This window comes from Desulfosarcina variabilis str. Montpellier (genome assembly GCF_048565275.1).
Classification (GTDB): Bacteria; Desulfobacterota; Desulfobacteria; order Desulfobacterales; family Desulfosarcinaceae; genus Desulfosarcina; species Desulfosarcina variabilis.
The window spans coordinates 855407-878027 of record NZ_CP159846.1 but is presented as its reverse complement, the minus strand read 5'-3'; the positions used below and the strand labels follow the sequence as shown (position 1 = coordinate 878027).

Genomic DNA, 22621 nt, shown 5'->3' with positions numbered 1-22621 from the left:
AAAATCGGGACTTCGGGACTAGTGAAGCTGACGCATCATTGCTTTGGCTGTGGTACACATCCCACAGCCCAGTGAATGAATATAGCGGTGGTAGAAACGGCTGGCCTGTCCGCCGATAATGATCGAACAACGGCTGTCGATCATCTCGCACAACCGCTTGAGTTCGCTGGTGGTGAACGCATCATCCACACGACTGGTGATACTCAGGGCAATCAGCCGGGGCTTTATGATGGTGTAGGCGGCAGCGATTTCTTCGGCCGGCAGGTTAAACCCCAGCATGGTCGGCTTCCAGCCATGATCCTGGGCAATGATCGCCACGGCCAGGGCCCCCAGGTAGCAGCGCTGACCTGCCGGGGTCGCGACAAGCATGCAAGGCTTTTCATCACCTTCACCCAGACAAGTGGTCAGCATCCCATTGAGCAGCGCATGAACCACCACTGCAGCCAGGTGGCCATGAACAATACGCAGCGTCCCCTCAACCCACTCGTGCCCCACTTGTTTCATTAGCGGCCCGACAACGGTTTCCAAAAGGGCCTGACGACTTAACTGAAGCACCCCCTCCTGCAACCGTTGAAACAGCCGATTCCCGTCCAACTGACGCACGGCATCCAGACACCCATCCACCAGCTCAGCCGGATCGCTGACGGCCGGCGATGCGCCCGCGCCAAAACGGGATGACGGCGATGATTGATTTTGCATCGCAGTTCCGGTCAGTTCGACCAGCGTACCTTGATCCAGGCCGGCAATGGACGAGATTCTGTGTCCCTGTTCCAACAATTGCTTGAACAGATTCAGCCGCTCGATGTCCGATTGGGTAAAGATGCGCCTTCCACTGTTGGTTCGTTTGGGTCTCACTGCCGCATAGCGACGTTCCCAGGCCCGAATAACATGGGAGGACAGGCCTGTTTGCTGGCTCACATACCCGATTGAAAATCCCCCCGGTGTCACCCCCACCCCATTGATCCTTTCCATTTGAGTCAGCCGCCAGGATATACAGCCCACCACCGTTTGAAGCGCAAGGAGAAAAAAGTGTTAAAAATATGTCCGGTATCTATTTTGTCAAACTTGGTTGCCTTTGTAAATATTGTGTTTAAGATTTGTCTAAGATCCTGTTTGAAAAACGAACGCTGAGCACGACCCAAACGATAGGATAAGATTATGAATAAAGACGTTGAAATGAAAGACAGCAACACGGTGAATCCGGAAGATCATGGTTCCGGTGAGGAATTCAGCGGCAAGGTACCGATTCTTCCCGTTCGCAATATGGTGGCGTTTCCCCAAATGCAGGTTCCATTCATGATTTCTTTCAAATCCGCGCCAATGATTGAATCGGTAATGGAGGCCGACCGCTTTGTGGGCCTTCTAACCGTCAAGGATCCGGAGGTAGAGGACCCGGTTCCCGGCCAGCTTTACGAGATAGGCACCATGGCCAGGGTTCTGCATGTCAAGAAGAACGAAGAAGGCGTCATGATGGCACTGATGAGCGGCCTGCATCGGTTCAAAGTGGACACATGGCATCCGGATGGACCTCATTTAACGGCCAGTGTCAACTACGCGCCGGAAACCTTGGAAACCGGTCTGGAGATGGAGGCGTTGCAGCGGCAACTGGTGGATATGGTCAAATCCGTATTGAAAATGACCGCCAAGGCGTCCAAAGAGGTCATTGAATCGATTGATCAGATCAAGAATCCACTCCAATTGGCCTATGTGACGGCACTGAACGTGGACATCCCCATGGAAAAACGTCAGGCCATTCTCGAGATGGACAGCGTGAGCGAGAAGATGCGGGAACTGCTCTTGCATTTGTCTCAAGAAAAGGAAGTACTGGACATTGGCCGGCGAATCCAATCCGAAGTCAAAGAAAAAATGAACAAATCCCAGCGGGATTTTGTTCTTAGGCAACAGCTCAAGGCCATTAAAGAGGAATTGGGTGAAAGCGATGAGAATGAAAAGCCGGGTTCGGAAGCCGATGAATACGCCCAGCGGCTGAACGCATCCAAGATGCCCGATGAAGCCCGCGAAGAAGCCACCCGGGAACTTGAGCGGATGCAAAACATGCCGCCCCAGTCAGCCGAGTATCCGATGATTAAAACCTACCTGGACTGGCTGATCGATCTGCCCTGGCAGACCCTGAGCGAGGAAAGCGGCGATATTGCCGCTGCACGCAGGATTCTGGATGAAGACCACTACGGCCTGGAGGATGTCAAGTCCCGCTTGATCGAGTACATGGCGGTGCGCCACCTGGTTCAAGGCCGTCAGCCGGATTCCACCGAGCAGGATGATAACAGTGCCACAGGCGTTATTCTCTGCCTGGCCGGCCCCCCGGGGGTGGGTAAAACCAGCCTGGGCCGAAGCGTGGCCCGGGCCCTGGGCAGAGAATTCACGCGCATGAGCCTGGGGGGTGTCCGGGATGAGGCTGAAATTCGTGGCCATCGCCGCACCTACATCGGCGCCATGCCCGGGCGGATCATCCAGGCCGTCAAACGCGCCGGTACACGTAACCCGGTGTTCATGCTCGATGAAATCGATAAAGTCGGTATGGACTGGCGGGGTGATCCCAGCAGTGCCCTCCTGGAAGTGCTGGATCCGGCCCAGAACAACAGTTTCCGCGACCATTACCTGGATGTTGACTTTGATCTGAGCGAAGTCATTTTCATTGCCACGGCCAATCAGCTGGACACCATTCCGGGGCCTTTGCGCGACCGCATGGAGATCATCAACCTGGACGGCTATACCGCCCTGGAAAAACTTCAGATCGCCAAACGGCATCTGGTTCCGCGCCAGCTGGCCGCCCATCGTCTGAAAGACGAAGAAGTGACGTTCATGCAGGATGCGCTACTCAAGATCATCCACGACTACACCCGCGAGGCCGGTGTACGCAACCTGGAACGTCATATCGCCGCCATCTGCCGCAAGGGCATTGTTCAATTAACCGAAAACGGATGGTCCCACGTGGTGGTGACCGAAAAAATGGTCCGTGACTACCTGAAAAAAGAGCGGTTCGAAGCCGAGCAAACCGAAGCCATTACCCTGCCGGGCATCGCCACGGGGTTGGCGGTGACCGCCGTTGGCGGGGATATCCTTTACATCGAAGCCACCCGCATGCCCGGCAAGGGACGTCTGTCCTTGACCGGCCAGCTGGGCGATGTGATGAAGGAAAGCGTCGAAATCGCCTTCAGCTATGTGCGCAGCAAAGCCGTGCCCTTGGGCATCGATCCGCAAGCCTTTGAAAATACGGATGTGCACGTGCACGTCCCCGCCGGTGCCCTGCCCAAGGACGGTCCGTCAGCGGGTGTGGCCATGGTCATGGCCCTGGTCAGTCTGTTCCGGGGTGAGCCGGTGCGCAGTGATGTGGGCATCACGGGGGAAATCACCCTGCGTGGCCGGGTGCTGCCGGTGGGCGGTATAAAGATGAAGGCCCTGGCGGCCCATCGTGCCGGTCTGAAAAAAATCGTGCTGCCCAAGCGAAACCAAAAAGACCTCGATGAACTGCCCGAAGAGGTTGTCAAGGATGTTGAGATTGTGATGGTGGACCAGATCGATGAAGCCATTGCCGCCGCATTTACGGGCCAGGCAGTGGTTGATGAAACCATTGAAACCGAGATGGACGGATTATCCCCATCGCATAACGAAGACTGCGACGTCGACCTGGTGACCGTGGTGTAGTACTTGGTGAAAGATGCCCCGGCTCGCCCCGTACCTTCAGCATATAGGGATTACGGTTGGCTGACTGCCTTTGCCGGCCTGCCATGAGTAGCGTGGCAGGCCGGCTTCGTTATTATCCGGTGAATGATGATGCCCGCCCTGTTCTAATCGGCATCAAAGGATTTAAGCTCCGAATGGCTGCCGATGAAACGGACACACGAATTCCACCGTAATACCGCATCCTGATGTTCCGCAACGCCACCATTCATGGCCTGATTATATTCTTTCATGGCCTTATCGAACCAGGCATAGGCCGTGGCCTTTGCATCGGGGTCGCCCTGGCGAAAATGGTATTTGGCCCGCCGCTCGTAGATCAGCCCGGTATAGTAGGCTCTGTCATTTGCCGATTTCAACCGGGTCGTGGCATCCATGGCCTGATCGAATGACGGCTCCAACCCGACGTAGGCAAACTTGTCCGTCAATGACAGTATCAAGGTATACAAGGCTTCCTGGTGATCGGGCTCAACGGCCAGAATGTCCATGCAAATGCTTTCCGACTCATACGGTTCACTAAGCAGTCGATACTGATGGGCTTTCTCAAGAGCAGCGGGTAAGGCTTCAGGGGTGAGGGTCTTTAGTTCACGCATGTTCACCTCCATTGTTGGGGTTGATCGCTGTAACGGCAATTTCAATATACCTTAATTTGAGATTTTTTTCATCAATATCAAGTGACTACCCGGAATTTTTTACAACATCCGCAATTTGGGCAAATTCGCCATTTCTGAATAATAACGACATGGTGTCCATCCAGAAATAGGAAAATTTGTTCGAGATCAAGGCGCACCAAAAATTTTACCACAGGTATATGAGTGATATTCCGAGGATAAAATTTTTGGTGTAACGCCGATATCGGGCAAATTAGCCATTTCTGGATGGACACTACCTGGATTCAGGGAAAATCAGCCCATACCCGTTTTCACTGTGCAGGGATTTGTCCAGGCCGTCGTATTCACCCTGCTCATCAATTCGAAAACCGATACTCTTCTCGATCAACAGGCAAATGATCAACGTTCCCACGGCCGCCAGGGTGATTGTAACCCCCATGCCTTTCAATTGGACCAACAGTTGATCCCAGCTGGACCATCCAGCGATGTTTTCCCTGGCCGCCGCCATCCAGCTGTCACGGATAAAAAAGCTGAGCAGCAACACCCCCAATCCGCTGCCGACGCCATGAATACCGAAACAATCCAGACTGTCGTCATACCCCAGCTTGAGTTTGGCGTTGAGCGCCAGGTAGCAGATGACCGAGGACAGCGCACCCAAAATGATGGCGCCACCGGGCTGCACGACCCCGGCGGCAGGCGTAATCACCACCAGGCCGGCCAGAATTCCGGAGACAAAGCCCAGAGAGGTGACTTTTTGGAAGGCAAAGGCCTCGATCAGCATCCAGGTCAAGGCGCCACTGGCCGCGGACACCTGGGTCATGGTCAAGGCTCTGGCCGTGTCCAGACCGCTCTGGACCGTGGATCCGGCATTGAAACCGAACCACCCCACCCACAACAGGCCGGCCCCCATCATGGTCATCACCAGGTTGTTGGGTGCCATGGAGGATTTCGGATACCCCTTGCGCGGTCCCAGGTAAATAGCCACCACCAGGGCGCTGATCCCGGCGGAAACATGGATCACCAGTCCGCCGGCCAAATCGATCACACCACTGGCGCCGCTGTTGAACAGCCAGCCGTCGGCCGCCCAGATCCAGTGACACAGCGGGCAGTATATGAAAAGAAACCAGAGAACAATGAAAAGGGTATAGCCCTTGAAATAGACGCGTTCGGCCAGGGCCCCGCTGATCAGTGCCGGTGTGATGATGGCAAATTTGCCTTGAAACATGGCCAGCACGTATTCAGGTACGCCGTTGGTGATGGTCTCATCGATCCCCCGAAGCAGAAAGTAATCGCCACTCCAGCCCACGAATCCACCCAGAATACTGTCGCCAAAGGTCAGAGCGTACCCGCAAACCACCCACAGTACACCGATAATCGAAATGGAGACAAAACTGTGCATCATGGTCCCCAAAACATTTTTTGTCCGCACCAGGCCACCGTAGAACATGGCCAGTCCGGGCACCATGAGCAGCACCAGTGCCGTGGAGATGAGCATCCAGGCCGTCGTTCCCGTGTCCACGACAGTTGGATCGGCGGCCAAGGCAACGCCGGCGGAAAGAAAAACCGAAAATGCCAAAATTGCAATTTTTAACAAAAACCTCATCAATCCTCCTCTTTTCCTTTTCGACTGTTAAAAATGAGTATGGCGGGGGGAGATGACACAACACACCGCAAAAACCGGCGGATCAGTTAAAAATCCGCAACAATTGTGTCAACCGGGCACTGACATGCACACTACATACCTTTTTGTAGGTCGTTGTTAACATACTAATTCGACAATGAATTTTCGATAATTGAGCATGGACGGCAGATTAAATATTACAAATTTGAAAATTTTTGGCCATTTACGAGACAAATTTGTATTTAATTATAATAACTTAGCATAATGGCAAAAAGTAATTACAACTGATCACCGTCCATCTTGATTGGATTCGGCGGGGCATGTCAGGACAAAACAGCGCCACCCAGACCGGCAGAGGGAGGCAAGAAAAGGAGTGATAATCGGGTGCCCGGGAATAAGCGTAGGATGGCCACGCTGGTTGTCAACATATTGTCTAATACTGTTCCAGTGACGCCCACCGGTTATGTAATTCCATACAATTGTAGCCAGTTATCATTATTGACAAACCCTTTTCGGCAATTACTGTAGGAGTGTTAAATATTAGACAAAAAATAGACAAATATCCCTGGCCATTGACGGATAAAGGGATGAATGACCCGTACAGCCAAAACGGTAGGATGGGCCCAGCAATGAATACCAATCGGAACCGAAACGTTTCCCCAAAACCCCGAATTACGTTATCGGGAACAGACCTTGAACGTCTTTTCCAGGTCAACGGCACTCAATCGGTGCCGGTTCTGGCCAAGCGTACGGGCGTGTCCTACATGCTGATCTATAATATTATTCACCGGCGGGTGCGCTCGGTCAGTTATCGCCACTATACGAGACTTTTTGGCGGCCCGCCGCCCGCCCAGGCCCCCTTGAAAGTCGATGGCCGGATGTTCAGAAACATGGTCGACTTATGGCTCTATCTCAATGACGGGTTAACGCGCGCAGATCTTTTTCGAGAGCTTCATGGACTGCCGGCATCCCATAAAGTCGACCATCGCCTTTTCAACGGCAAAATCAAGGCCGTCAACGGCAAACTCGTACACACCATGCAGCAAAAATTCGCCCAGGCAGGCATTGATGAACCACTTCTGAAACAGTGGCTGGATGAATTTTCGGCACTGTCTCCCGCCAGCCGCGTGCCCTATACCCAGATTCGACCGACGCTGGTTTATCTGCAAGAAAAACTGGACCTGCACCCCACATCGGTACTCAAGCAGTCCGTTACCCGGTATGAATCCGGAGCACTCAAAAGCGTGCCGATACACATCGCCGAGCATGCCGAAGCGCTGAGAAAGGCCACTGAAAACGTTCTCCAAACGGACAGCAGGATGGATATGGACCGGTTGCGGGCGTCTGTGCTCGGCGGAAAAAACGGTTACACCCTGTATGCAGACATTCGAGAAGCGTTGAAGTTTGTCATCGACAATGGCGGACGCGGCGCCAAATACTTTCTCGGCCGAAGCCTGTGGACATACGAGCAGGGCAACGCCAAGTACATTGCCAACTGGCGGGTCCGCAAAATTCTTGATGCTTGTGATGCAATAATCCGGCAAAAACCGACCCTGGCGCTGTCGGTTCTACCCCGATCCCGGCAGGGTCTGCATGTCCGGCCCTTGCTTGATGTGCTGAACGGCCGGACCAGCCAGTTGCTTTGCCAAAAAGACGGTATCGATCTTGAAAAACAGATCCTGCGACCGTCCCACCGGCGCGATGAGTACGGCAACCCCTACCACGGTTTTACGCCATTCGAGATGGCTTCACAGGTATTGGGCATGCGACGCAGGGCCTTTGACCTGATGGTCACCGAAAATCGTGAGATTTTCAGATCCGTGGGCCGATTTTCTCAGCGTTGGTACCTCTCGGATCTGTACTTGCGTGAGCTTTCCGGGAAGGAAAACTTCAAATTGGTCCTGGCCAAATATGAATGGATGGCCCGACACCGCCACCGCCGGCAGCCACCGCCCGGCACCTGCTTCAATTAAAATCGCAATCAAGGGGGGGGTGTTGCACGCAACGCCGGTTTCGATTATAGTCAGGGCTCAGTCGGCGGCATTCCATCATCAACCTCAACGACACCCGCTTGATGCGACAGCTTTTCCATGGAATCAAACCCTTCTATCAAACCCCATGTACCAACGGCCACGGCCCTGCCCCATGAAAATCCCGAGTCGATTCAGGCACGCGGCCTGACCCGTATTTACCAGATCGGCACGGTGCAGGTCACCGGGATCAGGGACATCGACCTGACGGTTCCCAGCGGCCAGCTGGTGGTGCTTAAAGGTGACAGCGGATCAGGTAAAAGCACTCTGCTGTCCCTGCTGGCGGGACTGGACCGGTTGACGGCCGGACAGTTGACCGTGGCCGGCCATGACCTTGAGCGCTGCAGCGAAACCGAATTGACCGAATTCAGAAGAAACACGGTGGGCGTGATCTTTCAGGCCTTCAACCTTTTGCCCACCCTCAGCGTGCTGGAAAATGTCTGCCTGCCGGCGCTGTTGGCCGGCCGGGCTTACTATCAGGTTCGCCCTAAAGCCAAAGCGCTTTTGGAATGGCTTGGTCTCACCAAACGCATCGATCACCAGCCCCATCAGCTGTCAGGCGGTGAAATGCAGCGCACGGCCATTGCCCGGGCCTTGATCAATGATCCGGCCATGGTGCTGGCCGACGAACCCACCGGGAACCTGGACTCGGGTAATGCCGGCAAGGTCATGGCGCTTTTGGCCGATCTCAACCGCCGGTTCAGGCGGACCGTCGTGGTGGCCACCCACAGCAACCTGGCCGATGCCCACGCCACCATGATGCTGCGGCTGAAAGACGGGCGAGTTGTCTCGTGAAAGTAAGTGGCAGGCAGATACGGGAAACGGTGCGTCTGTTTGTCTGGTTCAGCCTGCGGCACCTGCGCAGCCACCCGATCCGGGCCATTGCGGTGCTTTTGGGCATCGCCCTGGGAGCGGCCGTATTCACCAGCGTGCGGCTATCCGTGCATGCCACCCTGGACGCCTTCTCAAGCAGTATGGATCGAATCACCGGCAGCAGCGATATCTGCCTGGTGCAGCCCGGCGGCCGGGTACCCGACACGCTGGTGGCCAAGCTGATGCGTCACCCGGCGGTGCATCGCGCATCGCCGATTCTGACCACCTACGTCCAGCCGGCAGGCCGTGAAGCACCGTTTCTTTTGATCGGCTTAGACCCGGTTTTGGACCGCGGCCTGCGTGACTGGCAAACCACATCGACGGGTAAAGACCAAACCGCCGACTGGACCGGATTGATCACAAGGCCGTATAGCCTGCTGATCGGGAAAAAATTAAGCGAGACATTTGGCTGGCGGACCAACGCGCAGATTCGCCTGACGCACCCGACTCGTACGGCAACATTCAACGTGCTGGGCATTCTGGATTCAAAGGGCCTGGCCCTGGTGGAAGGCGGACGTATCGCCCTGTGTGACATCGCCACCTTCCAGGAATTCACCGGCCTTTTCGGCCAGGCCGACCGCATCGATCTGAAGCTAGTGCCGAATCCACCAGCCGGGACCCGCACCCAATTACAATCGCTTTTGCCCGCCAACGTGGTCATGCAGGCCCCCACGCAGACCCGTGAAACCGGTCAGGGCATGATCCGGGCCTACCAATTCAGTCTGACCTTCCTTAGTTTTATCTCGCTTTTCGTGGGCATGTTTCTCGTTTATAGTCTGGTGGCCCTGGGCGCTGCCGCCCGTCGGCGCGAGTTGGCGGCCATGCGCGCCACCGGTGCGGCCAAAGGCCTTGTTTTCAGTCTCTTCATGGGCGAAGGCGCCCTGGTCGGCCTTATCGGCTGGCTATTGTCCCTGCCCATCAACAGCCTGCTGGTGCCATACCTGCTGCCGGGTGTAAGCCGCACGGTTTCCGAGCTTTTTGTGCACGTGCATGTGGATCGCCTGACCTTGAGCGCGTGGGAAATCCTGCTCTCTTTTGGCGTGACCCTTGCCGCAGCAACACTGGCCGCCCTGCAGCCGGCCCGGGAAGCCATGCGGGTGGCGCCCCGCGAAGCCCTGGAGGTGGCGCCCACGTCACTTCTTCAGCCACAGTCAGTCCGGCGCATGGCCGTCATCGGAACCGGTTTGCTGGCCATTGCTTATCCTGTTTCCCGGCTGCCCAGCCTCCCGGCGGTCTCGCTGCCCGGTTATCTGGCAGCACTGCTGCTTTTTGTGGGATTCTCCCTGCTGGCGCCAGGGCTGCTGCGGCAATTCGGCCGCCTGCTGGCCCGGCGACTTTTGCACCGCCGCGACCCATCAGCCTTTCTTGCCGCAAGCTACCTCAGACAAAGCGGTGTGCAGACGGCTGTGAGCGTCGGCGCCCTGATCACGGCCGTGGCCCTGTTCACCTCCCTGGTGGTGATGATTCACAGCTTCCGCAGCACCGTGGCCCTGTGGGTAGAGCAAAGTCTTGCCGGCGATCTTTACATCCGGCCCAGACTCGACGCCCTCAACCATCACCGCAACCTGTTGCCCCAAAAAGCTGCAGACGCGGTTCGAGGGCTTCCGGGGCCCGTTGCACGATCTCCCATGCGCCGCATGGAACTTCGCGTGGCCGGCCATCTGCATCTTTTCGAGGCCATCGATCATGCGGCCTATACAATTCGCAACCATTACATCTGGATGGGGGGTGACATCCCGCGGATCGAAGCTGATCTGATCGACGGAAAAGGGGTGGCCGTCTCGGAGGTCTTCTCCAATCAGACCGGCCTGGGCCCAGGGGATCGCTATGTCGTCACCATTGCCGGGAAGCGTCTGGATGTACCGATCCTGGGCGTTTTTCGAGACTACCGCACCCAGGGAGGCATTGTCGTCTACTCGCTGAGTCATTACCAACAGCGCTTCGACGACCGATCATGGAGCGGGGTGCAGGTCAATTTTAGTGGCCCTGACGCTGATTTGCGAAAAAATCTGGATCACGTAAAATCAATGCTTTTGGCCTGTTGCGGGGATACCCTTGACATGACCGAAGGCGTCAACCTGCGCCGGGAGATTCTGCAGATTTTCGATGAAACCTTTGCCATCACGACGGTGCTGCTGTTGATTGCTCTGGTGGTGGCCGCCCTGGGGATTGCCACCACCCTGGTCGTATTGGTCCTCCAGCGCCAGGTGCAGATCAACACGATCCGTGCCATGGGCGCCGGCATAGGCCAGCTGCGGCGCATGATCGTCTGGGAAGCCAGCCTGATCGTCATAACAGGTCAGGCCGCCGGTCTAGCCTGCGGGTTTATCCTCTCGGTCCTGTTGATCTTCGTTGTCAACCGGCAATCCTTCGGCTGGACCTTTCTTTACCGGATCGACTGGTCGTCCCTTTTCTGGGCCCTGCCGCTGATTTTCGTGACGGCCCTGTTGGCAGCCCTGCCCGCGGTGAATCTGGCGTTGAGCAGCTCACCGGCCATGTTGCTGCGAGGAGGCAGCCGTTAGTGGTTTGATTGTTTCTGTTTCAGACTTTTTCATTCTGACCGTAGAAAACAGAATCCCTGCCACGCTCAACCCACAAAAGATCAGGAAGGCATAATGCATGCAGTATAAAAACAATTCCTGGCTTTGGGCCGACACTGGTTGTTGCCCCATGTTCACAGAAAAAATGATGGTAATAATGGTCATACTGGAAAGCATTCCCATGGTTCTCATGGTCGATACAAAACTGGATGCGATCCCATAATGCCGCGGGTGGACGCTTCCCATCACGGTGGTCATGTTGGGTGAAGAGAAAAAAGCGAATCCAGTTCCCAACAGGAAAAGCATGCCGATAATCAAGGGAATACCTGTGAAGCGGTCAACCGACGCTGCCACGGCCAAGCCGATGGCAGTAATGATCATACCGGCTGTGGCAATGATTGCCGGCGAAATTTTATCGGCCAGCCGTCCTGCAATGGGTGAAAGCACGGCTTGGACGACGGGCTGGCAGACAAGAATCCATCCCGTGTGCTGAGGGGAAAGCCCTTTTACCACCTGAAGATACAAGCTGAAAAAGAAAATGACACCAAATGATGCGGCATAGTTAATCATGGTGGCAATATTGCTGAATGCAAATACCTTGTTAGACACCAGCAGGCTTACATCCAGCACGGGTGACGAACAATAATATTCCACAATCAAAAAGACGCCGATGCCGGCACCGCCTGCCAGCATGTGAATTTTTCCCCAGGCATCGGCTTCCAGCCTGGCCGCACCATAAATTAAGAAAAACAGAGCAACGATGTAAATGACGGATCCCATCCAGTCAAATGCCTCGCCCCTGGCGTCGGCCCATTCCCCTTTTAATTTGATGAGTGTGATGCATAGGGCAACCAGCTGCACCGGTACGGTAACATAGAAAATCCACCGCCAGCCAAAGTGGGAAATGATCAATCCACTGGTCGTGGGCCCAAAAGAAAGGCCGCAATAGACACAGGCAACGACGATCCCCAGAATCCGGCCCCTTTTGTGGGCGGGAAAAACCGATGTGACAATGGCCAGTCCGGCTCCGGAAACGAGCGCAGATCCGACCCCTTGCAAAAACCGCATCAGGATCAGGGCGTTGATCGACGCGGTATTTGCCGCCAGAGCGGTGGCTGCGGTAAAAACCACAAACCCGGTGACAAAAACCTTTTTTCGGCCATAGATATCTCCGAATCTTCCCGAGGGCAAAAGAAACAGGCAAGTGCCCAGCACATAGACGGTTTCGATCAACCCTATCTGCACAGCGGTCGCTGCAAATTCACGGCCGATGGCCGGCAGCGCCACCCCCACGGAGGACATCATGAAGGGGGTTAAAAACTGAGCAACGCAAACCGCAAAAAGGATGGCATTCTCGTTTGATACGGTTGTCGTTTTATTTTCTTGCATATTTTTCTTTCCTTGCATTTTTTATGCATCCTGTCGGATGTAAATGGGTCGAAAAGTCAGTTGTCAACACCTGTTTTCCGGGTAGCGTATTCTGGAAAACTTCGCTTGCAAGACCGAATTCGATTTGATGTATTCATCAATTGGAATGAAACGCCATTCATTTTTCATTGCATAGGATATTGGAGCGTATGGTCACCCTTCCCCCACAACCACGACATCGCCTGTTGGGAATCATCCTGCTTACTATGCTCATCACTGTTTGCGCAGCCACGGCTGACGACGGATACCAGCAGATTACCGGTCCCTGCCATCTGGCTTTTCCCAAAGATCACGGCCCTCACCCGGCCTACCGGACCGAGTGGTGGTATTACACTGGCAATCTGACTGACGCCGATGGGCATCGGTTCGGTTTCCAGCTCACGTTTTTCCGCAGCGCCCTGAAGCCACCCGCAAACCGAGGCAAATGGCCCAACCCCGCCTCGGATTGGCGTACCGATCAAATCTATCTGGCCCATGCCGCCCTCACCGACATCGACGACGGTCGTCACCTGCAGGCCGAACAAACAGCCCGCGCCGCCCTCGCTCTTGCCGGTGCCGAACAATCAGATGCGACCACCACCATCCATCTCAACACTTGGCAGGCGGTTATTAAACCAAATGGTCATCACCTCATGGCCGACACAATGAATTTTTCGTTTGACCTGAACCTGACACCGGTCAAGCCGCCGGTCACCCATGGTGACAAGGGATACAGCCGCAAGGGACGGTCACCGGAACAGTCCAGTTGCTACTACTCTTTCACCCGCCTTGACGCCACCGGCCACCTGACCGTCTCGGATAAGCAATACACAACCCAAGGAACGGCCTGGATGGATCACGAGTTCAGCTCCGCCCCCCTGGCACCGGGCATCGCCGGCTGGGACTGGTTCAGCATTCAGCTGGACGACCAACGCGAAATCATGCTTTACCTGATGCGGCAGACCGATGGAACAATGAATCCTGTCTCCAGTGGCACCATCGTCCTGCCATCGGGACAGGCCCGGCACCTGAAACTTGAAGAATTGCAAATCAAACCAATCGCCTATTGGACCAGCCCCAAAAGTGGTGCACGTTACCCGGTAAAATGGCGGGTATCCATCACTTGCCTGGCAATGGACCTGACCATTGAGGCCAGCCTTGAAAACCAGGAAATGCGCACACCGCAAAGTACGGATGTAATCTATTGGGAGGGCAGCGTAAAGGCAAAGGGGACACAAGGGGATGCAACTGTCAGTGGTGCCGGATATGTGGAACTGACCGGTTATGCCAAACCGTTTGATGCCCCCATGTAACGCCCAAAGTTACATAAAAAAGACGGCCAAACGAATGGACAGGCCACATTCCACTTGGCCCAGCAACCAATCAATACTATGATATGTGGAAGTTTGCCATATTCATATTGCAAGTGTTTGCCAGACATTGCCCCAGGTCGGCCACACGCAGCGGAGAATCCAATTGTATGACACTTCAATTTTGGTTTCGTAGAAGCACCTTGAAAAAAGAAACGCTGATCGGCACTGCACGCACCTTCATCGTGGTGATGTGATGGCGGATCAATACAAGCAAAAGCCCCCTTTGCACACGGAGGCGTCGAATTTGCTGGATGTCGACCGGGCCGTGACGCGCCTGGCGGGAAAACTATGGATATATTTAAGGATACTTGAGCAGTTTGTTACCGATTGCAGCGGCTTTACAGAATCGATGGGCCAGTGCCTGGCCAAGCAGGACCGTAAAGGGGCCATGCGGCTGGCCCACAAAATGAAGGGTGCGGCGGGACAGACTGGTGCAAAAGCCCTGTATGAAATGGCGCCCGAATTGCAGAGGGTCGTGGGCACACAGCCAATCGACATCGCATTGGAAAAACTCGCCGAGTTTGAAAAACGTATTCAACAGACCGTTGCCGCCATAAACGTTTTTTTGTTATCACAAGGTGTTCAGACAGCTCCCGATCCCCAACCATTGAGTGAACCGCAAAAAATACCACCGGATGATTTTCTGGAGAGCATCCGGCACCACGCCTTAAAGGGACGATTTTCCCAGCTCGAACGCATCATCAACGACCTGGAAGGTAAAGACCGAGATTTCGCGGTGTTTTGCGAGGTGATCCGCAAGCATATTCGCAGTTATGACGAAGCGGCCATTGCCGCCGATATCGATCAATGGAGATGACCATGGGTGCAAGACCTTCAAAGGGAACGATCCTGGTTGTCGACGATGACCTGTTGATCATTGACATGCTACGCTCCTGCATTGAGGATAAAGGCTATGACACGATCATCGCCACCTCCGGGGAAACGGCCATCGCCCGTGCGGAACAGAACACCACCGATCTGATTTTATTGGACGTTGTCATGACGGGCATGGATGGTTTTGAAGCCTGCCGACGCCTCAAAGCCAGAAAGAAAACCCGTTCCATTCCAGTTATTTTTATGACCGTCTTGGCTGACACGGAAAATATCGTCAATGGTTTCAAGGCCGGCGCTGCGGATTATGTCACCAAACCGATTCGAATCCCGGAGCTCTTGGCGCGGATTCAGACCCAGATTGAATTGCGGCGCTTTCAGGCAGCGCTGAGCGCCAAGAATCGAAAGCTCAAGCAGGAAGTGGGAAAACGCCTGCAGATGGAAAAACAAATCCGGTTCCTCAACCAGGAACTGATGCGCACCCAGGAGCGGGAAAGGCACAAAATTGCCTACGAACTGCATGAAAAGGTCGCGCAGGACCTGGTTGCCCTGAAAATCATCGCCTCCGACATCTTTGACCACGAGCCGCCCCTGCCCGAAGAAAGGCACGAAAAAACCGCCGCCTTCACCAAAGGCTTGGAGACCATACTGCACAATATCCGAACCATGACCCATCAATTGCACCCACAGATGTTGGATATTTTCGGCATTGAGCGGTCGGTGGCCGCGTACTGCCAGGATTTTTCGGCCCAGCATGCGCTGCCGGTGGATGTGGATTGCGCCGGTTTTACCGATCGTCGGTTCGACATGGATACGGAAATCAATTTGTACCGGATCGTTCAGGAAGGACTCGATCATCTCGTCCAGTACGCAATCCCCGAGCGGGCCAAAGTTCGCTTGAATTTCGATGATGAACGGATTCTGCTGCAAATGGAAAATGAGGGGGGAGATGTTGCCTTTGATGACCGCGCCATTGAGATCACACCCGCCAACAGCCTGGGGCTCAGGCGCATGCAGGAACGCGCCCGCTTGCTCGGTGGCCGCCTGACCATCGAAACCCGTTCGGTACCGGGCAACCGGGTCGTCATCGATATCCCCGTCGGCAAGAAGAACTTCCAGGAGCCGGCAGAGTACTTATAGGGGCCTCTGTTTTGTTAGACAACAATTTCAGGTCTTCAATCCCGGACAGACAAAAAAACAGGGACCATTTTGTCAGTGGTCCCTGTCGTTTAGATGGAACAATTAACCTTTGTTAACATTCAATATGTAAATGGGTGATGGGGCAACCCAACCCCCTTTTTCTTTGTCGGTAACTGGCCTTTTTCCCTATCCAACGTTACCGTCCCTGCAAAGTGGTCACAAAACACCCCCCACCGCCGCCACCACCGTCGTCGTCGTCATCATCCGAGGCGGTGGTGAAGGTTTCATCGGTGCCGGTTACGGAACCCGCCTCATTCGTAGCAACGACACGGAAATGATAGGTGGTGCTATCGCTCAGCCCGGAAAGACTGGCCGTTACATTAACATCCGAGTTACCGCTGCCGGCATCGGTGGTATCAGTCGTCGACCCATAGTTTGTATCCGTTCCATACTCAAAATAATAGTTTGTCGTGCTGCCATTCGGGTTGATGGCAGCACTGATCGTTGCGGAGCCAGAGCCAATATCCGACGCTGCCCCGGTGGTCACACTAGGGGGAGACGCAGCGCTGTGGTCGCTGGAAAGGGCAGGCCCCGCACTGATTTCATAACTTCCCGCTGCCGCCGTGCCATCAAGATGATTTACGCTGACAACCATTTCACCGGTCGGATCAATGTCTGCATTGCCGACAACGACAAACAGATATCCGGTCTTGCTTGCTGCCGTCGTCGTCAGATCGGCACTCGTTACCAAGGTTGAGCCATCCGACATGTAAACGCTGATTTCCGGTTCCATATCCAAGCCGATATTGAAAACCCGGACCACCAAATCCGCGCTTGTATCAATCTGTTTAATCTCAAATAGGTCCACGTCTCCGGCGAAATCGATCATACCCGGCGTGCTCGTGTTGTCGGCTTGTATCTCCGTTCCTGGTAGGGTGTCGGAATGATCATCGCTTTGCACACTATCTACCGTTACCTGAAGCGTTGCATTTCGAACAAATTTTTCAGTGATCGACGTTGCCGCCGGTGCTTCTGGCATATCCCCATTCAAGTCGGGAGAAAAGAAGTGAGTTGGCTGGAAGCTTGTTGTTGTGGTCGTTGCCTGTCCGGCCGTATTGTCGATACTCACTCTAAAGGAATAGATTCCATTCCCTTCTGGATATCCAACCACTGCAGAGTAGACTCCGTCCCCTGCATCGGCATCACCGCCTTCTCCTTCGTCGTTCATATTGATGCTGGTTTCCGCCCCCGATGGAGCCTCCATAATGGCCGTCATATTGACACCGGTAATGGGCGTCCCTTGACTGACCGTGGCGGTCAGCACGATGGGATTCGGATAGCTCACCCTTCCCCCGTCTATTGAACTTACGGTAACATCATAGGTTCTGCCGGTTGATGGGATAGCGATTATATTAACCGTGGATTCGATATCTAAACCAGTGGTACTAATCATTTCCAATGTCCAGGTACCGTTTCCTTCCGTGGAGACGGTCATCTCGTCGATAGTCGCCACGGCACTGGTCGCCCCAGATTCTGCTGTGGCTGAAAATGTAGTTTCCACATCGGAGCCTGAGGGGCCCTTCAATGCCATCGTGAGGTCGCTGACATTGCCGGTGTAGCTGACGACAATGGTAAAGGACGACAGGGTGCTGTCGACTTCAAAATCGAAGGTTTGGATCGTTCCATCCGAAGGCACTGCCGAGGTCTCTCCCGCAATACTAACTGAATCGGAAACAGCTGTATTGGCAGCAAGGAATGCAGACTGAATATCGCTCAATGAGGTTGGCGAAAAGAAAAAGAGACCGTTGGTGTTTGACGCAAACCGTTGGAGTGTTTGAATACCGCTTGCCGTCAATCCGGACCCATAGCCAAAAGTTACCACAGGAACATCCGCTGCCAAATATTCTTCGGTGACCGATGTCTCCATGGAAGTGTCATACGTATCGCCATCGGACAAAACAAATACAACCTGGTTGGCATTGGTCCCATTGTTGCTTTGATAGGCCTTTAAATTGGTCAGCGCCTGACTGGCGGCGGAGAACATATATGTTGTCCCCCCGGCAGATATCCCATCGATTGCTGCCTTGATCGTGCTTTTTACCGTATCGCCCGGATCAGGTATCGCCGTGATCGCCTGCAGTTGGTTATAAGAACTGGCAAACGTCATCACCCCCAAGGCAGTATGGCCGTCTTCGACCACGTCAACCAATGCACTGGCAGCTTGCTTGGCGTTGCTGATTTTCGTTCCTATCATACTCCCTGATCTGTCGATCACCACATTCATCTCGATATCTTCCTGCATCCAGATGATTTTGAGATTGGCCCGCGCTTGATCCTGTTGAGCAGGAAGCTCGGTTTTGATCCATCCATCGGCAGCCGTCGGCTCAAATCCGACCAGTGATGTGTAATGGGTTCTCTCGGGGAGCAATAACCGTAACAATCCCTTGGGATCGTCTGTTGTCTCCCTGACCAGAACCTCCCAACAGCTGGCTTCATATGTCCGCCCTTGCGCGGTGTCTGCTGAATAGTTATCAGATGTGCTGTGGTTCAGCCAGTCCATATCCCCATTGACCGCATTCCATTGCCTATTCATTATGGCGGGGATGACCGGCGAATCTCCCTTGCGGGGGCTGGTAAACCAGGTAATATAGGATTTCCCTTCATACTCATCGTAAAGTCCATAAACGTAATGGCCCCACTCATGGCCCAATGTGTACCCCGCGCCCTTTGGATTGGCGAGCATGTCGTAGTCCTGGCCCTGTCCTCTGCCTTCTGGAAAAATATCACCGAACATGATGCGTTTACCATCTACGCCAAAGCCGGAAATATTGGCCCTGGGCCATTCGCTTGCATTCCAAACAACATCCGCTCTGGCGCCCTGCTTGCCGTTGCGGAATATCCGGACCTTACCTAAATTATGACTGCCATTGGTCTGTTCATAGATAGCATCGGCCCATAGCCGGATTATCGCTTCATAATCCGACTGTTCTTCACTGCCGGTATCGTTATCCGGGTCATCATCTCCACTGGGATCATTGTAGAGCGATATAACGACATCGAAAACCGTTGTTGCACTGGTTGCGGCGATAGAATAATCAAGCGGTCCATAGCTGGGTACATTCCTTGATTTCGAATAGGGAGATGAAGCTGCCATTGCTCCAACGCCAAGCATCAAAATCAAAACGCAACCGCCAATACAAATGCACCACTTTCTAAAAACTGAGCTAAACGGTTTCAATCCCTGCATGACTAATCCTCCTTTGCTGCATTTCATTGTGATTTGGTTATTGATAAACAAAAAAGAGTGTCTTGTAGGGTTTTTTACCAATTTTAAAAAAAAATTCGGCTTTCCCGATAACATCCGGTCCAAACAGGTTTCGGACTATCATCAAATCTTCTTCTTCCAAGCGAAATAATTGATATGGGTGTTTGACGATTTTTCTTAAAAGTCTGTCTCGGTAAAGGCGATTTATATTAAATTGACCCTCAGAAATTTCATTTGCATACTCGTCAAAGCCGATTTCTCTTAACTGTATGTAAGTCCCACTTTCCAAGTCAGCCATGGCAGTATTCGCTACTTTCTCGGAGATTTTATTGATCAGTTGGTCGGGATCCGCGTTGTGCAGACCCTCAGGGTATTGCTTGCAGATGATTTTCTCCGTGTAAGGAATAGAGAGGCAAAAAAGATTCACCGGTGGGGCGGTGGTTGGGTTGTCCGCTTCAGCCAATCCACTACTGGTAGAATGCTGGCGTAGCGTTTGGACCCATTTCGAGCGCGCAATGAATTCGAACAGATCTCTGGTGTGGACTTGAGCGCCCCGCATTCTCTGAATCATAAGGCTTTCATCAAATTCGAACGTCTGCACGGTACCATTCTGGTTGATATATGTACATCGACGAATTCCGGAGATGCCGCCATCCAGCTTATCCCTTCGCTCAATATAAATAAATTGGGCGATTTCCTCGGGAGTATCAAGGCCGGGTTCGACCGATATATCCTTTTTATCAGAGTTTTCATCGAGGCAAGCCATACATAATGATACCGTACAAACAAAAAAGCAGTAAAAAAAGATAGACTTTGCAATTTGCAAGTAAAAGCGCATCTTGTCACTATTGACTCTTGATAGAAACCTGAATAAATCTAGAATAGGGAGGTTGATCCGAGGATCATTGATAATTTGTGCCTTAATGATTTAGACACAATAACAACTGGCTCTTACATTTTATTTCGGATCAATATGGTTGTTACAATTCCGCAACATACCGATTATAGTTCGAGATATTCGTTAACAAGGGGGATATTTTTTGTATAGTACCCAAACGGGTACCTTTTTAATGTAATCGTATCAGCAATGATGAAGATGCCTTTTCCCCCATTGCCCGGACTCAGCCGGCAATAATTTGTAGCTTTTGTTTCAGGGTCAAAGCTCGATAAAGCAGCTCGGCCCGACCGGCGGCGTTCAGTTTCCGGGACAACCGCTTGAGGTGCTGCTTGACGCCGTTTTCGCCGATCCCCATGGCCATGGCGATCTGACGATTGGTGTAGCCCAGTGGCAAATAATTCAGCACCTGACCTTCGCGATGGGTTAATCCGGCCCGTTCCAGGAGGGAAAAATCTTCGGTCTCGCCGTGGGGTTGAAAACTGATCAACACCATTGGCCTGTCCGACGGCCCCTTGACGGCAAAAGCCGTGCAAGCCAGCGTGCCTTTGATTCCGGGAAAGCGTTGGTTCCAGGGCCCCACCAACTGACCGGGTTTCCAGGAAGGTGCGATGTCTGTTTCGATCCATCGCATCAAAGAGTCGGGCAATGGATCGCATGCCATGGGGCCAAAATAATCACGCAATAACCGTCGAGTCTCGGGCAGAAAGTCCAGCACGATAAGATGCTCGTTCATGATGACGGCAAACCGGTTTTCGCCAATCAGTTTCTCGTAGGCGACCCGCCGCATGGCATGCTGCTGACAGATCAGAATATGCTTTGACGCCAGGCCAAGAACTGGCGCGACAGCCTGATAAAAGTATTTCTCTTCCCCGGTGAAAGTCTTTCGCATCTCATGCCGGTTTAGGTTGATAGCCGCCACCATCTGATTATTCCTGATCGCCGTCAGGCTCATGACGTGGGCGGTATCCGCATATCGCCTGGCGAAATCATAGCAATAGGTTTCGATTTCATCGTCCGGATTCCGGTCTTCACTGGAAATGATCACATCGCCGGTCCGGGTCAACATTCCGCGCTTGCGAAACGGATCGAGATGGGCGATTTCCATGTACTTTTCATTCCAGTCGAACGGCAAATGCGGATTGGTGGTGACCGATGTCGCCGTGCCGTACACCGATGCGGTATAGAATCCCACCCAGTCCACGTACAGGTACTTGCCCAGGATTTCTTCGACAACCAGAGGGAATTCATTGTAATCTTTCAGGTTCACGGCGGCAGCACTCAGTTCGACAACGGCTTCGGGGATCTTGGCTTTCAGGTTCATGGTCGCTGCACTTTTGCGTTGGTTGTACTAATGGTGGTGTATAAAGGCAGGTCGATGATGCGCAGCCGGCGGTCCAGGAAAACCACCCGGATTTTTTTAATAGTGGACTGGAAGATCTGCCATAAGTCGCGATAATCGGAAATATCGCTAAGTGAATGGCTTAGTTCCAGCGTCGCTTGGTTCTTTTTGGTTTCCACACTCTCAATTCCGTAACTACGCGCTTCAACAGTGAAAAATCAATGAACCAATTAAATATGATTGGCAAGAACATGTCAATATTTTGATGTTGCTGCCGGGGCAACCGCATTTGGATCTATTTCTTTTTTTCGCGGGCATGGCCCACTCTTACAAGTGCTAAGGAAAATTTCTTCTTAAAGCCAGAAGGTTTTTACCGGGTATTTTGCAATCTCACCGTCTTTTGTGACGATTAAAAAACCTCTTTGATTTGCCTGGGCAATTAAAAGGCGATCAAAGGGATCTTTATGGAAATCCGGCAAAAGGGTTGCGTCGATCATTTCATTCACCGAGGGTTCAATCAATTGAAGGTTTGTGTAATTTAGGACCTCATTCTTCCAAGCATGGATATCATTCAGGCCGAGTCTTCCCTTTTTCACCAACAGTGCAATCTCCCAAAAGGATATGGAGGAGATGAACAACCGGCCAATCTGTGCCTGTTTATCAAAAAATTTGACAAATTTCGGTGAGACAGATTCCTTGTTAGCCCAAAAAACCAACGCGTGGGTATCAAGCAAATAGGCGTCTTTATTCACACGTAATCTTCCCAAATCTCTTCAACCGGTTTTATAAATTCCTGAGATTCAACTAAAATCTTTGGTTTAATGGTCATCTTGTCCCGCCAATCGGGCTGCAGGGTGGAAACGATTCGAACGATTTCCTTATTATTTCGGTGAACTAAGATAATCTCTCCCTTTGCCGCCAAATCCAGGTACGTGAACAGGTTATTTCTTAATTTGGTTGCAGATACTTTGATCATATTCGCCCCCCCCCTTAT

Annotated in this window: 17 protein-coding genes; 7 read left to right on the top strand and 10 right to left on the bottom strand. The window is 53.0% G+C overall.

What is annotated here, in order from left to right; genetic code table 11:
• Positions 1-18: 18 nt before the first annotated feature.
• Positions 19-972, bottom strand: coding sequence for a MerR family transcriptional regulator (locus Dvar_RS03810; protein WP_419660403.1), 954 nt, complete (start codon positions 970-972; stop codon positions 19-21).
• Positions 973-1158: 186 nt separating this feature from the next.
• Here Dvar_RS03810 and lon point away from each other — a divergent pair, with 186 nt between their 5' ends.
• A complete protein-coding gene (gene lon / locus Dvar_RS03805; protein WP_419660402.1) occupies positions 1159-3666 on the top strand; it encodes an endopeptidase La in 2508 nt (835 codons plus the stop codon).
• A 143-nt stretch (positions 3667-3809) separates the two neighbouring features.
• Here the strand turns inward: lon and Dvar_RS03800 are convergent, their stop codons facing one another.
• Positions 3810-4292, bottom strand: coding sequence for a hypothetical protein (locus Dvar_RS03800; RefSeq protein ID WP_419660401.1), 483 nt, complete (start codon positions 4290-4292; stop codon positions 3810-3812).
• Between the two features lie 292 nt (positions 4293-4584).
• Positions 4585-5913, bottom strand: coding sequence for an ammonium transporter (locus Dvar_RS03795; protein ID WP_419660400.1), 1329 nt, complete (start codon positions 5911-5913; stop codon positions 4585-4587).
• A 647-nt stretch (positions 5914-6560) separates the two neighbouring features.
• On the opposite strand from Dvar_RS03795, the gene Dvar_RS03790 reads away from it, so the two are divergent.
• The 3 genes from Dvar_RS03790 to Dvar_RS03780 all read left to right on the top strand — a co-directional run bounded on the left by Dvar_RS03790 (position 6561) and on the right by Dvar_RS03780 (position 11356).
• Positions 6561-7904, top strand: a complete 1344-nt coding sequence (locus tag Dvar_RS03790; RefSeq protein WP_419660399.1) for a hypothetical protein — start codon at positions 6561-6563, stop codon at positions 7902-7904.
• Between the two features lie 117 nt (positions 7905-8021).
• A complete protein-coding gene (locus tag Dvar_RS03785) occupies positions 8022-8756 on the top strand; it encodes an ABC transporter ATP-binding protein (protein WP_419660398.1) in 735 nt (244 codons plus the stop codon).
• On the top strand, positions 8753-11356 hold the full coding sequence (locus tag Dvar_RS03780; protein ID WP_419660397.1) for an ABC transporter permease: 2604 nt from the start codon (positions 8753-8755) through the stop codon (positions 11354-11356). The genes Dvar_RS03785 and Dvar_RS03780 overlap by 4 nt, the downstream gene beginning before the upstream one ends.
• Here Dvar_RS03780 and Dvar_RS03775 read toward each other — a convergent pair.
• Positions 11321-12763 carry an MFS transporter gene (locus tag Dvar_RS03775; protein ID WP_419660396.1) on the bottom strand — a complete coding sequence of 481 codons (1443 nt, stop codon included), beginning with the start codon at positions 12761-12763 and terminating at the stop codon, positions 11321-11323. The two genes, Dvar_RS03780 and Dvar_RS03775, sit on opposite strands and share 36 nt — an antisense overlap.
• Before the next feature lie 188 nt (positions 12764-12951).
• On the opposite strand from Dvar_RS03775, the gene Dvar_RS03770 reads away from it, so the two are divergent.
• The 3 genes from Dvar_RS03770 to Dvar_RS03760 all read left to right on the top strand — a co-directional run bounded on the left by Dvar_RS03770 (position 12952) and on the right by Dvar_RS03760 (position 16125).
• Positions 12952-14094 carry a lipocalin-like domain-containing protein gene (locus Dvar_RS03770; protein ID WP_419660395.1) on the top strand — a complete coding sequence of 381 codons (1143 nt, stop codon included), beginning with the start codon at positions 12952-12954 and terminating at the stop codon, positions 14092-14094.
• Positions 14095-14347: 253 nt separating this feature from the next.
• Positions 14348-14971: an Hpt domain-containing protein gene (locus Dvar_RS03765; RefSeq protein ID WP_419660394.1), complete on the top strand. Its 624-nt coding sequence runs from the start codon at positions 14348-14350 to the stop codon at positions 14969-14971.
• 2 nt (positions 14972-14973) lie between these two features.
• Entirely contained in the window at positions 14974-16125 is a 1152-nt protein-coding gene (locus tag Dvar_RS03760; RefSeq protein WP_419660393.1) for a response regulator, read from the top strand.
• 196 nt (positions 16126-16321) lie between these two features.
• Here the strand turns inward: Dvar_RS03760 and Dvar_RS03755 are convergent, their stop codons facing one another.
• The 6 genes from Dvar_RS03755 to Dvar_RS03730 form a co-directional block, all read right to left on the bottom strand.
• Positions 16322-19372 (bottom strand): VWA domain-containing protein, encoded by a 3051-nt coding sequence (locus Dvar_RS03755; RefSeq protein WP_419660392.1) that lies wholly within the window; start codon positions 19370-19372, stop codon positions 16322-16324.
• A gap of 37 nt (positions 19373-19409) precedes the next feature.
• Complete coding sequence (locus Dvar_RS03750; protein WP_419660391.1) at positions 19410-20156, bottom strand: hypothetical protein; 747 nt, start codon at positions 20154-20156, stop codon at positions 19410-19412.
• A 355-nt stretch (positions 20157-20511) separates the two neighbouring features.
• Entirely contained in the window at positions 20512-21609 is a 1098-nt protein-coding gene (locus Dvar_RS03745; protein ID WP_419660390.1) for a helix-turn-helix transcriptional regulator, read from the bottom strand.
• A complete protein-coding gene (locus Dvar_RS03740; RefSeq protein WP_419660389.1) occupies positions 21606-21806 on the bottom strand; it encodes a hypothetical protein in 201 nt (66 codons plus the stop codon). The genes Dvar_RS03745 and Dvar_RS03740 overlap by 4 nt, the downstream gene beginning before the upstream one ends.
• A 174-nt stretch (positions 21807-21980) precedes the next feature.
• Positions 21981-22379, bottom strand: coding sequence for a type II toxin-antitoxin system VapC family toxin (locus Dvar_RS03735; protein ID WP_419660388.1), 399 nt, complete (start codon positions 22377-22379; stop codon positions 21981-21983).
• Positions 22376-22603, bottom strand: coding sequence for a type II toxin-antitoxin system Phd/YefM family antitoxin (locus tag Dvar_RS03730; protein ID WP_419660387.1), 228 nt, complete (start codon positions 22601-22603; stop codon positions 22376-22378). Before Dvar_RS03730 ends, Dvar_RS03735 begins: the two co-directional genes overlap by 4 nt.
• Positions 22604-22621: the final 18 nt, after the last annotated feature.

Bases quoted from the DNA above. Each gene is read 5' to 3' on its own strand.
- Dvar_RS03810 (WP_419660403.1), bottom strand. From the start codon at position 972: ATGGAAAGGATCAATGGGGTGGGGGTGACACCGGGGGGATTTTCAATC.
- lon (WP_419660402.1), top strand. From the start codon at position 1,159: ATGAATAAAGACGTTGAAATGAAAGACAGCAACACGGTGAATCCGGAA.
- Dvar_RS03800 (WP_419660401.1), bottom strand. From the start codon at position 4,292: ATGCGTGAACTAAAGACCCTCACCCCTGAAGCCTTACCCGCTGCTCTT.
- Dvar_RS03795 (WP_419660400.1), bottom strand. From the start codon at position 5,913: ATGAGGTTTTTGTTAAAAATTGCAATTTTGGCATTTTCGGTTTTTCTT.
- Dvar_RS03790 (WP_419660399.1), top strand. From the start codon at position 6,561: ATGAATACCAATCGGAACCGAAACGTTTCCCCAAAACCCCGAATTACG.
- Dvar_RS03785 (WP_419660398.1), top strand. From the start codon at position 8,022: ATGGAATCAAACCCTTCTATCAAACCCCATGTACCAACGGCCACGGCC.
- Dvar_RS03775 (WP_419660396.1), bottom strand. From the start codon at position 12,763: ATGCAAGAAAATAAAACGACAACCGTATCAAACGAGAATGCCATCCTT.
- Dvar_RS03770 (WP_419660395.1), top strand. From the start codon at position 12,952: ATGGTCACCCTTCCCCCACAACCACGACATCGCCTGTTGGGAATCATC.
- Dvar_RS03765 (WP_419660394.1), top strand. From the start codon at position 14,348: ATGGCGGATCAATACAAGCAAAAGCCCCCTTTGCACACGGAGGCGTCG.
- Dvar_RS03760 (WP_419660393.1), top strand. From the start codon at position 14,974: ATGGGTGCAAGACCTTCAAAGGGAACGATCCTGGTTGTCGACGATGAC.
- Dvar_RS03755 (WP_419660392.1), bottom strand. From the start codon at position 19,372: ATGCAGGGATTGAAACCGTTTAGCTCAGTTTTTAGAAAGTGGTGCATT.
- Dvar_RS03750 (WP_419660391.1), bottom strand. From the start codon at position 20,156: ATGGCTTGCCTCGATGAAAACTCTGATAAAAAGGATATATCGGTCGAA.
- Dvar_RS03745 (WP_419660390.1), bottom strand. From the start codon at position 21,609: ATGAACCTGAAAGCCAAGATCCCCGAAGCCGTTGTCGAACTGAGTGCT.
- Dvar_RS03730 (WP_419660387.1), bottom strand. From the start codon at position 22,603: ATGATCAAAGTATCTGCAACCAAATTAAGAAATAACCTGTTCACGTAC.